The organism is Paenibacillus sp. Z6-24, assembly GCF_054161335.1.
The window spans coordinates 3621007-3632377 of record NZ_CP096398.1; the positions used below are offsets into that span (position 1 = coordinate 3621007).

Below are 11371 nucleotides of genomic sequence, written 5' to 3' on the forward strand. Positions count from 1 at the left end.
AAGCTGTTGCATCCAATGATCGGAATCCACAGAATTATACAGCCCTGTGATTATTCTTCCTCGTAGTCCAGCTCCTCATTAGTCACTTCATCATAAGCACGGCCACCGCGCCAAAGCAGCAGCGTGATCAGTACAAAGCCGACCAGCGCCATAAATGGAATTGTGATAAAGCCGAGCAGTTCAAAATAGGACTGGTTGCACGGAACTCCTGTCGTACACGGTGTTACGCGGGCCAACGACGGAATATGCTCCTCTGCATAATGATACAGCGCAATCAGGCCACCTATAATACTCAGCGGCATGGCATAGCTTACAATGCGGCGATCACTGCGATAAGCGGCAATCCCCAGCAGAATAACCTGTGGATACATGAAAATCCGCTGGAACCAGCATAATTTGCACGGTTCAAACTTCAGTACATCGCTCAGATAGAGACTGCCACCGGTCGCCATAATTGCTATAATCCAGGCGAGAAAGAGATAATACTTTGCCAGAAATGGCTTAAAGCCACTTGTCTGCATCAGAATTATCCCTCCGATCCGGCAGCGGTCTTCGCCTGCTCAATCGCCTGCTTGAGTGCATTGTAGTCGCCCAGATCGCCGGTGTACTGCACCCCATTGATAAAGATCGATGGCGTACCGGGAATCTGCAGCGCCTCTCCCTTGTCATACTGGGCCTGAACCTGCTTGGCATAAGTCTCTTTCTCGATATCTTCACGCAGCTTGGCCGTATCGATACCAAGATTCGCCTTTTCCGCCAGTTCGACCAGATAATCGGTCGTTGCCCATTCGGTATTCTCGTCTTTTTGATTCGCATAGACTGCATCCAGGTAAGGCCAGAATGCTTCGTTTTTCTGCTGATGGACCGATTCTACCGCCAGAGCCGCTGTCTTGGAATCTTCGCCCAGAAACGGGAAGTTCGAGAAGTACAGTGCTGCTGTACCGGTATTAATGTAATCTTTTTCGATCTGGGGAATAATCTGCTCGTTATACTGCTTGCAGATCGGGCATTTGAAATCGCCAAATTCCACAATTTTGACCGGAGCATCGGCTTTGCCTTTGACCGGAAGCTGGGCATAATCAAATGTCGTCGGAGCTTTGCCATTCGTACCGGCAGTGTCTTTGTTATTGGGAATCAGAACGATCAGCAGCACCACAACCGCGATTACGGCGACTGTACCGATAATCAGATTCCGCATCGTTTTCCGCTGCCGTACACGTTCTTTTTCCAGACGCTCCTGATTTTTCTGGCGCTTGATTTCCGGATTCATCTTTTTCTTGCCAGGTTTGGAGTTAGACAATGGCTGCACCTTCCTCTCCTGCAAGAGCCAGCTTCGCCAGCGCTATCGCACCGCACAGTCCGGCATTATCTCCAAGCCCTGGAGAGACGATATATTGATCCAGATTCTCCTGCAGACTTGGATGCTGTACATAACCGTTCAGCAGCTTCTGTAGCTTCTGGCGGATCAGCGGGAACAGCTGCTCCTGCTTCATCACACCGCCGCCCATAATGATTTTCTGCGGGGACAGGATTAGTACATAGCTCATCAGCGCCTGTGCCAGATAATCGGCTTCCATTTCCCATGCCGGATGATCAGGTGTCAATTCGGAACCTTTGACTTGCCAGCGTTTCTCAATTGCCGGGCCTGCAGCCATGCCTTCCAGGCAATCGCCATGGTACGGACAGAAGCCTTCAAATGTATCTTCCGGATGACGGCGGACGAGAATATGACCCATTTCCGGATGAGACAGTCCGTGCAGCATGTTACCGTCCACTACTGCGCCTGCGCCGATACCTGTACCGACGGTAATGTACATGCAGCTGTTCAGTCCTCTGGCTGCTCCCCAGGTGTATTCCCCGAGCGCTGCACCATTCACATCGGTATCAAAGCTCATCGGAACCGGGAAATGCTGCTTCATATGTCCCACAATATCAAATTGTCCCCAGTGCGGCTTGGGAGTGGTTGTTATGTATCCGTAAGTCGGGCTGCCCGGAATCGGGTCGATCGGACCGAATGATCCAATACCCAGTGCTTCAATACCTTTGCCTTCAAAAAACGAAACCACATTTTTCATGGTGATTTCCGGTGTCTCTGTAGGAAAGCTGGCACGTTCGAGAATCTGTCCATCCTCTGTTCCAATACCGCATACAAATTTGGTACCGCCTGCTTCGATTGCTCCGAGTTTTCTCATAAATTCATGCGTCTCCTTTGCTTATCCCTTGGGATTATCTGTGATGAGCCTGCGTGTCTCTGATCATACGCCTTTTTTGTGTCGGACAGATGTCAGACCCATGTGGAACTGTATGAACCAGAGACGGTGCAGAGCTTTACTTCTTTACCTTTTGGAGGTTACATATTCAGGGTTGATAGGCAGCCTTGTCATGAATGTAGGTTCCACGACTGGATCGATAACTATTTCCATGAATAACTATTCCAATAATGGACCGTATGGGTTACGAGCGGCTGCCGCCAAATACAAGCGTATTGCTGAGCAGTCGTCCGGTAGCAGTGATCGTGCGACCATTGGCATACATGCCGGAGGAAGCGCCGCCATCAAGATTCATCGCATCCCGGGCACCGAGCTTCTGCATGACAGCAGCCCACTGCTTCATCGTTGCTCCCGGCACCGTAGCGATCATTACGGAACCGTCTGCCATAATGGCGATCCCGCTGCGTGCACCGGAGGCATTTAGAATTTTGGGGTCCTGAAATCCTTCAGCTGCAGCATTAAGCGCAATCTTGCCGTTATCCACGAGACGAGGACCTGCGCCTACAGCAGTTACTACATCCTGCCATGGAATATTCTTGCCCTGCATATTCTGATATTCGATATTCATCTCTACACGGGCTCCCGGTTGAAAGCGGTCTGCTGTGGACTTCTCACTGCCGGTATAGACGATGACATATCCATTTGTGGGAATAGCTGTATTTTTATTATTCGCTTTACGGGTGACTTTCCCCTGCACGACAGTAACGGCTACCCCTCCGCTAAATCCGGTTGTTGCTCCGCGATCCGGCGTATAGACGATCGACGTACTGGCCGAAGCTCCCGGCGTACGGTTAAACCAGGTCGCATACCAGCTGGAGCCTCTGCCCTGTGCCGGAGTGACCGTACCGGTGACCGAGAGGCGCAGACTGTCCATCATCGCAGTACCGTCTTTGGTAAATCCGATCGTTGTTCCGTAGCGGCCCAGATGGATCAGACGGCCGCCGGAGATCAGCGTGCCATAAGGGTCCGGCGGACCTCCGTACGCTTCGAAAAAGGCACCGTTGATCGCAGCACCGGCTCCATAGGAGCGGGCTATTGAAGCCAGCGAAGCGGTATGACCAACCTGCCGGTCCGCCAGTCCGACGGCTGTAGCCGTGCCTTTGGGAATACGTACAGTCTGCACGGTAAATGTACGGCCGGCTGCCGTTACTTTTTGCACGGCTGTTTTAAATGTTGACGATCCGGCAGCGACGGCAGTCGTTGAGAAGGATGGCAGTACCGACAGGATGAGCGCCATACAGAGCAGCATCACAGTACTGCGAGTGAATGGAAGAAGTACGGGCGTCTTTTTCATTTAAAATACACCCACTCCCAGCATCGAACAGAGGCTCTTGATCTCCAGCTCTTCGAATTTGGTCGTAATCGCAGCATCATCCAGCAGCAGCAGACACTCGTCCAGCGTACAAACGACCGGGACATGACGATGAATCGTGGCGAGTCGGCGGGAAAGATGCAGCATGTCCAGATCCGCTTCGATCTTTTTGCGAACCGAAGGGGTCAGGTGCTCCAGATTCTCCAGAATGCCCTCAATTGTTCCATATTCCTTGACGAGCTTCACGGCCGTTTTCTCCCCGATGCCTTTGACACCTGGATAGTTATCGCTCGCATCGCCCATCAAGGCTTTCATATCGATAATCTGTGCGGGCGTGAGTTCCTTTTCTTCCAGCAGTGATTCGGGGGTGTAGACTTTGTAGTTGCCATAGCCTTTTTTCATAATAATAACGCTGGTACGGTGATCAACCAGCTGCAGCATATCATGATCTCCGGTCAGGATGAGCACTTCCATATCCTGTTCCAACTCGCGGGAAATGGTGCCGATGCAATCATCCGCTTCATACCCCGGGGCACTCAGATTCGGAATGCCCATGCTCTCGGTCACTTCCAGAATCAGGTCAAACTGGGGAATCAGATCATCCGGCGCAGCTGTCCGGTTGCCCTTGTAAGCAGCGAATTCCTCACGGCGAAAAGTCTGCGTACCCAGATCCCAGCAGCAGGCGATATGGGTCGGTTCATACAGACGAACCGCATCCCACAGATAACGTACAAATCCATAGACCGCATTGGTCGGAATGCCGGATTTGGTGCGGCGGATATATCCCGTCTGGGCAGTAGCATAATACGCGCGGAACAGCAGAGCCATACCGTCGACTAACATCATTTTACGTTCTTTAAGTTCTGTCAATTGTGTCTTCTCTCCTATACATATGAAACCAGTTTGACTATATCATACCGAATAACCAGCTGACTGTACAACTGTTCACAGCAACCAATTGATCGGACCAATTTCCGGATTCTCATGTCTGATGGACACTCGGCTGGTATGGACAGTCAATTAGCTGTTTTCATGATTAAAATACGAACATAGCCAAAAGCTCCTTTCCAGAAAAGAAAGGAGCTTTTGATTGGGAAAACCATGTAAATGAAAAATCTCATGCGCAATCTTTTTACAGATCACTGGTATGAGACTTCCCCTATATTTATTCAAATTACGCCTTCCAGGCGGATTCATACATGTCTGTTTTGAAGCCGACAGTAACCCGGTCGCCATCCGTAACGATCGGACGCTTGATCAGCTTGCCGTTCTGGGACAGCAGTTCCAGCTGTTCCTCGGGACTCATGTCAGGCAATTTGTCCTTGAGGTTCATCGATTTGTACACTTCACCGCTGGTATTGAAGAACTTTTTCAGTTCCAGTTCACTATGCTCGACCAGTTCGCGCAGATGCTCTGCACTCGGCGGGGATTTCACGATATGCACCAGATTCAGTTCATGCCCCTGTTCACGCAGCCATTTGATGGCATTACGGCAGGTGCTGCACTGTGGGTATTGATATACGGTTAATTTACTCATAACAACGAATTCTCCTTTGATCGTAAACTTGATATCTGCAGGACTGATCTTTATTTTACGAAATGGTCACCCTATTCATAAATGGTTAGCCCAATTGGCGCAGAGCGGCATCCAGCAGAGCCAGATCCTCTGGCAGTGGTGCCTGAAAAGTCATATACTCCCCATTTGCCGGGTGAATAAAGCCCAGCTCATACGCGTGCAGTGCCTGACGACCTGCGAGCTGATCCAGCTTGCGTATAGCTTGAGAGGGTACGACCTGCTCGGCTTCCATATTGGCAGAGGCATCGACTGCTATTTCCAGCGGAATCGATTGTTCATTATTTGCGGCTGTCGTTGATTCGGCAGCAGGCAAAGGCGGTGCATACCCGTACATCCGGTCGCCAATCAGCGGACAGCCGATATACTTCATATGCACACGGATCTGATGGGTGCGGCCGGTCTCCAGCTGCAGAGAGACAAGTGCGGCATCATGCCCCGCGAATGCTTCCACTACGCGGTAACGGGTAGCCGCGTAATAGCCATCCGGCGTCACAATCCGCACATGCGGCTGATCCGGATCGCGATCAATTGCCCCTTCAATCCGGCCTTCGGCAGGCTGCGGCAGATGATGCACATAGGCCAGATACGATTTGAAAACCTGATCATTGATCATCTGCTCGGAGATATGCTGGTGTACGTACGGATTTTTGGCGATTGCCAGCACACCCGACGTATCCTGATCAAGGCGATGCACCGGACGGAAGCGGAACTGCTCGCCCTTTTGCTGCCAGTAATGGACGACTCCATTGGCGAGTGTATCCGTATAATGACCATGTGTCGGATGAACGATAGTACCCGCCTTTTTATTTACGATCAGCAGATGCTCATCTTCATAAATAATGTCAAAATCCATCGGCTGAGGCAGGATATCATCCGAGGATTCCCGCTCCATGCGTACCTCGACCGTATCACCGGCCATGACCTTATGATCGACATAGACACGCTCTCCATTCAGCTTGACGCCATGCTCGGTCAGCTTAATCCGGGACGTCAACTTGCGGGAGACGCCCATGCGCCGATTCAGTATAGTCTTCAGCAGCATGCCTTCATCCTGCGGTTCAACCCGGTAGATGATCGGATCATAATAAATTTTCTGTATTTCCTGTTCACTGTTCATTCCTGTGACACGTTCCTCTCAGCTGCGGCGAAATACTTTTTGACTGCGTACATATTCGATATCGGCTACACCGGTACGCACATTGGCTGTACGGGCTACGACAAAGAAATAATCGGACAGCCTGTTCAGGTACTGGCGAACAGCCGGATTAATCTCCTCGGCTGCACCAAGCGTAACGGTACGCCGTTCCGCACGTCGGCAGACGGTACGACATACATGCAGCGCTGCAGCCAGCGCATGACCACCCGGCAAAATAAAGCGCTCCAGCTGCGGATTCTCCGCTTCGTACCGGTCGATCCATTTTTCCAGACGTACCGCTATCTCTTCATGGACTTTATATTTGTTCTCACTCAGTTTGACAAAAGCCAGATCCGATCCGCAATCAAACAGTTCCTGCTGAATCAGCAGCAAATCCTCGCGCAGATCCGCGAATATCTCGCCCTCTGCCAGCGCAGCCGCCTGTCCGACAAAGCTGTTTAATTCGTCGATCGTACCATAGGCCTCGACACGGATATCATCCTTGCTCACTCTTCCGCCAATAACGGAAGTCTGCCCTTTATCACCTGTTCGCGTATAGATCCCCATCAGCGTTCCTCCCTGTTCCATTATTTAACATACTCCTCCCGGGAAATTTATTCTCCAGGTAAAGTCCATGATAACCGATACGATCCCAGCGTCAGGGTATCATCATTATTCTTATTCAATCATTGCCTTCAGTACTTTGACTGCATTGTCATGATTGGCAAAAAGCGGTATTGTCGCATACAGATCATCTTTGGTATAACCGATCTCCTTGAATACCGCCATCTGATTCACCGGAATGGCAAACAGATGCTCTTTTTGCTTGGCTGGATCGGTGTCTTCTTCATTGGCAGCCCCTTTGGTGACTCCCTTGGCATAGGTTTTGGCATCAAAATCCTGATCCAGTATCAAATGCCCTCCACTCACCGCGTATGATTTCATATCGTTTTCCGGCAGGATAATAATATCATCCATATGGTCCACATATTCCAGTACCAGCTTCTCCGGTGAATAGACCGGCGTCGTGCTCACCGTTACCGTCAGGCTGCTGCCCAGCTTCTCCTGGATTTTCTGCTGAATCTGTTGGGCCATTTCCTGGGGAAATCCTTCTGTTCCCATAATGAACACTTTAACCTGATTCGGATCTTTTTGCTGATTGCCTCCACAGCCAGTCAGCAGACCGACTATAAGCAGACAGATTGCCAGTGTGATTCCTTTTGTCCATGCCTTCACGGGTGTTCCCCCTTCAACTTAGCTACAATTCATCATACCATAGCTTTCCGGCGTAAAAAAAGAAGACCCTGCATCAGGATCTTCGGCATATGTTCGAATATAATTGCGTATGTATCAGCAATGACCAGGTCTATACCATTTCTATGCTTTCTACATGATTCTATAATGGGGGTTTCTTATTGGTAAGTCGCATATATTCGTTGATTTTGAGATCCAGCATCATACTGACTTCCAGTACATCATCTGCGATGAAAGACTGCTGTTCGATGAATAATTGCTCCATCCGGCTGCGGAGTACACGAATCTCATTTTCCAGGGAAAGTAATTGTCTGGCTCTGATTGACTCCGGCTGTTGCGGCCAGGATGCTTGATTTTCCGAGAGCATCAGCCCGCGGTAGATCGGACCCGGATATTCCGTACAATACAAATAATTACCTCCTTTTAAAAAAAATTCCTGCTTCCGAAGACCTATTATAGCATAGGTGATCTGAAATGAAAGCAGAAATTTGTTCTAAAGGATATAATAATATTTTTTTGTGACATTTTACATTAATGGAAATTATTTAATCTTGGCAACAAAGGAACCGATCCGCTCCAGTGCCTCACTCAGCTGGGCAACAGAGGTCGCATAAGAGCAGCGAATAAAACCTTCGCCGCCAAGCCCGAATACAGTGCCGGGTACGGCTGCTACGCGGCCTTCCACCAGAAGCTGCTGGGCAAACTCCTCTGAAGTAAGTCCGGTGGATTGAATACTCGGGAATGCGTAAAAGGCTCCCTGCGGCTCATGGCATTCCAGACCGATCTGACGAAATCCCTCAACAATCAGGCGTCTGCGCCGGTTATACGATTCCACCATTTTATCCTTTTCACCGAGTCCGTTCGTCAGCGCTTCGAGTGCAGCGACCTGACCCATCACCGGTGCACACATGACGGTATACTGATGAATTTTGAGCATGGCCGAGATCAGATCCTGATGTCCGCAGGCATATCCCATGCGCCATCCGGTCATGGCAAACGCTTTGGAGAAGCCGCTCACCAGAATGGTGCGGTCTTTCATCCCCGGAATAGAAGCAAAGCTAACATGCTTGGTACCATAGGTCAGTTCCGCATAGATCTCATCAGAAATGACAATCAGATCATGCTTTTCCACCACTTTGGCAATCGGCAGCCAGTCTTCATACGTCATGATCGCGCCTGTCGGATTGCTCGGGTAACAGAGAATCAGAATTTTGGAACGCGGTGTGATACTTTTCTCCAATGCTTCGGCAGTCAGCTTGAAGTTGTCACTGGCAAAGGTCTCGATACCTACCGGCACACCGCCCCCGATCGCTGTGATCGGTGAATAGGAGATGTAACACGGTTCCGGAATCAGAATCTCATCTCCCGGTGCGATCAGAGCACGTAAAGCCAGATCAATCGCTTCACTGCCGCCGACGGTGACAAGTACCTCGTCCTTCGGATCGTAGGAGGTTTTGAATTCATTTTCCAGATAACCGGCAATCGCTTCACGCAGCTCCGGCATACCCGCATTGGACGTATAGCGTGTATATCCACGCTCCAGTGAATAGACACAGGCTTCGCGTACATGCCATGGTGTGGTAAAATCCGGCTCCCCGACGCCAAGAGTGATAATATCCTTGCTGGCACTTACCAGATCAAAAAACTTACGGATACCGGAAGGCTTTATTTCACGTACAAGCGGTGACAGATACGAATCCATCGACCTGGGCTCTCCGGCTGGCTGTTCACGGTTGACAATCATAGTAGTCCTCTTCCTTTACGGGGAAATAATCAGGCGCTGGTCATCTTCATTCTCTTCGAAAATAATGCCATCCTGTTTGTATTTTTTAAGAATAAAATGGGTTTTTGTTGACAGTACGGACTCAATGGGAGACAGACGTTCGGATACAAAGCTGGCAACCTCTTTGAGGTTCTGGCCTTCCACTTCGACCAGCAGGTCATAGGCACCGGACATCAGGTAGACGGATTTTACCTGCGGATACAGATAGATACGCTCTGCAATTCCTTCGAATCCGCGGCCGCGCTCCGGTGTGATCTGTACTTCGATCAGTGCGGTAACGGTCTCTTCATCGACTTTGCTCCAGTTGACGACAGTGGCATACTTGACGATAACATGGTCATCTTCCAATTCTTGAATTGCCTTTTTAATCTCGGTTTCCTCTACACCCAGCAGCGTCGAAATCAGCTGTGGTGTGCGCCGTGCATCTTCTTTTAACAGATCAAGTACCTGCAGCTTAAGCTCGCTCAGTTCCTTCATAAATGTATGGCCTCCAAGTGCGAAAGATTAATATTAAATATTACACGAAACGTATACTTCTGCAACCCCCTAGCCCGGCTGCCGTTTCTGTATATTGCCAGCTACATGTTGTAAAAAGAGTCCAGATGCTTCCTTGTTACTTGTGGAGGCTCTACCATCTATAGCACGATTGCTGCGATGCTGCTAGCTGGTGAGCTTGTCGGTATTCACCAGCCAGAGCCGGGGCTTTTCAGCCTGACCCATACTTCCAGATCTTCACCCTTTTCATCAACCGATATACGGGTCTGTTTGCACCTATAATAAAAAGGCGCCTGCGGCCAACCGATCTCTTCTGATCAGCTGCCGCAGGCACCTTTTGGCTAATTCATACTTTTGCCAATATAAATGATTACTTGTTGTCCTGGTGACGAGTCAGATGGTCAATCATGCGCAGACGCTCTTCTTCGCCCAGACTCTGATGCACGTGGAAGCAGCTCGGGCATACGTACATATTTACCTTGAATGGAGCCTGCAGGAAAGCCAGTTCCTTGCCGGCTGACTGATTGGGTACAAATCCGCTCGCTCCGTGCTCCTGCGTACCTGCTAGCAGCATGTATTCCTGACAATGCGGACATTGCGGAATCTCTTCCTGCTTGTCCAGCAGCCGCTCGACATTTTCTTCGTAATCGACCATGTTGAAGTTCTCGTCTCCGTACTTTTCAATCGTTTTCAGGGAAGAGAGATTCGGCTGGTGGAACAGCTCCGCTTCATCCAGCAGGGTAGTCGCCCGGGAAGCGATAGAACTTTCGCGCTCGGGCTTCTGCTCTTGCTGGGCTGCACGAACAGCTGCTTCGTATTGTTGTTCCTCTTCTTCGCCTTCGTCCAGGTCAATATTCAGCGTGCGGTAACCGTTCAATTCATTACCGCAATGGGGGCAGGACTCTTCCGGTCCGAATTCCGGGTCCCATACGATCTCGCTGTGACACCATGGGCATACTGTTGTATCCATTATTTTATTCCCCTCATCTATGCATTTGGTTATCATTTCGAACAGAGGATGTACCTGCTGTCCTGTTCATTTCCATATTCATTATAAAATTGCCGCTCCAATAACATACGATAACGAAATCGAGATGACCATGGAAATAAAACCAATAGCCCGGTTATCAGAGGCAATTTCCCGGTCAATATTAAATACCGGTGTCAAAAACTCGAACAAGAAGTACGCTGCCAGCAGCAGCATGAAACCGATCAATGACCATCCCAGGCTTTCGTACACCGTACTGTGCGCTTCTATCGAGAATCGCATAATATTGCAAATACCGAATATTTTACCACCGGTTGCCATCGCTGCGGCCATGTTGCCGCGCTTGATCTCATCCCAGCATTTATATCGGGTCACTAATTCAAAGCACCACAAAAATACAATTAGCTGCAGCACGGCGACAGAAAAATAACCTATCATCATTCCGACCGGATGTGCCAGCAGGGGATCAATATAATCCTTCACGTCACTTCGTAACTCCTTCCGGTTATGAAATCATCCACAAATCATCGTAGTCAATACGTGCGAGATCTATAATGG

General features: G+C 49.7%; 14 protein-coding genes. All 14 read right to left on the reverse strand.

The window, feature by feature from the left end; genetic code table 11:
• Positions 1–50: 50 nt before the first annotated feature.
• The 14 genes from M1D61_RS15675 to M1D61_RS15740 all read right to left on the reverse strand — a co-directional run bounded on the left by M1D61_RS15675 (position 51) and on the right by M1D61_RS15740 (position 11254).
• On the reverse strand, positions 51–521 hold the full coding sequence (locus tag M1D61_RS15675; RefSeq protein ID WP_458119594.1) for a disulfide oxidoreductase: 471 nt from the start codon (positions 519–521) through the stop codon (positions 51–53).
• A gap of 5 nt (positions 522–526) precedes the next feature.
• The gene (locus M1D61_RS15680; RefSeq protein WP_458119595.1) at positions 527–1309 is read right to left on the reverse strand and encodes a DsbA family protein; all 783 of its coding nucleotides are present in this window, start codon (positions 1307–1309) and stop codon (positions 527–529) included.
• On the reverse strand, positions 1293–2192 hold the full coding sequence (locus M1D61_RS15685; RefSeq protein ID WP_458119596.1) for an ROK family protein: 900 nt from the start codon (positions 2190–2192) through the stop codon (positions 1293–1295). Before M1D61_RS15685 ends, M1D61_RS15680 begins: the two co-directional genes overlap by 17 nt.
• A 262-nt stretch (positions 2193–2454) precedes the next feature.
• Positions 2455–3564, reverse strand: coding sequence for a phosphodiester glycosidase family protein (locus M1D61_RS15690; RefSeq protein ID WP_458119597.1), 1110 nt, complete (start codon positions 3562–3564; stop codon positions 2455–2457).
• Complete coding sequence (locus tag M1D61_RS15695; protein ID WP_458122526.1) at positions 3565–4428, reverse strand: 5'-3' exonuclease; 864 nt, start codon at positions 4426–4428, stop codon at positions 3565–3567.
• Between the two features lie 328 nt (positions 4429–4756).
• Entirely contained in the window at positions 4757–5119 is a 363-nt protein-coding gene (locus M1D61_RS15700; RefSeq protein WP_458119598.1) for an arsenate reductase family protein, read from the reverse strand.
• 85 nt (positions 5120–5204) lie between these two features.
• Positions 5205–6275 carry an RluA family pseudouridine synthase gene (locus M1D61_RS15705; protein WP_458119599.1) on the reverse strand — a complete coding sequence of 357 codons (1071 nt, stop codon included), beginning with the start codon at positions 6273–6275 and terminating at the stop codon, positions 5205–5207.
• Positions 6276–6293: 18 nt separating this feature from the next.
• Positions 6294–6860: a cob(I)yrinic acid a,c-diamide adenosyltransferase gene (locus M1D61_RS15710; protein WP_458122527.1), complete on the reverse strand. Its 567-nt coding sequence runs from the start codon at positions 6858–6860 to the stop codon at positions 6294–6296.
• Between the two features lie 111 nt (positions 6861–6971).
• Positions 6972–7529 (reverse strand): hypothetical protein, encoded by a 558-nt coding sequence (locus tag M1D61_RS15715; protein WP_458119600.1) that lies wholly within the window; start codon positions 7527–7529, stop codon positions 6972–6974.
• A 160-nt stretch (positions 7530–7689) separates the two neighbouring features.
• Positions 7690–7956 (reverse strand): aspartyl-phosphate phosphatase Spo0E family protein, encoded by a 267-nt coding sequence (locus tag M1D61_RS15720; RefSeq protein WP_458119601.1) that lies wholly within the window; start codon positions 7954–7956, stop codon positions 7690–7692.
• A 132-nt stretch (positions 7957–8088) separates the two neighbouring features.
• The gene (locus tag M1D61_RS15725; protein ID WP_458119602.1) at positions 8089–9291 is read right to left on the reverse strand and encodes an aminotransferase class I/II-fold pyridoxal phosphate-dependent enzyme; all 1203 of its coding nucleotides are present in this window, start codon (positions 9289–9291) and stop codon (positions 8089–8091) included.
• Positions 9292–9306: 15 nt separating this feature from the next.
• On the reverse strand, positions 9307–9807 hold the full coding sequence (locus M1D61_RS15730) for an Lrp/AsnC family transcriptional regulator (protein WP_458119603.1): 501 nt from the start codon (positions 9805–9807) through the stop codon (positions 9307–9309).
• Between the two features lie 388 nt (positions 9808–10195).
• The gene (locus M1D61_RS15735; protein ID WP_458119604.1) at positions 10196–10795 is read right to left on the reverse strand and encodes a hypothetical protein; all 600 of its coding nucleotides are present in this window, start codon (positions 10793–10795) and stop codon (positions 10196–10198) included.
• Positions 10796–10876: 81 nt separating this feature from the next.
• Positions 10877–11254: a DUF350 domain-containing protein gene (locus M1D61_RS15740; protein WP_458122528.1), complete on the reverse strand. Its 378-nt coding sequence runs from the start codon at positions 11252–11254 to the stop codon at positions 10877–10879.
• Positions 11255–11371 lie beyond the last annotated feature (117 nt).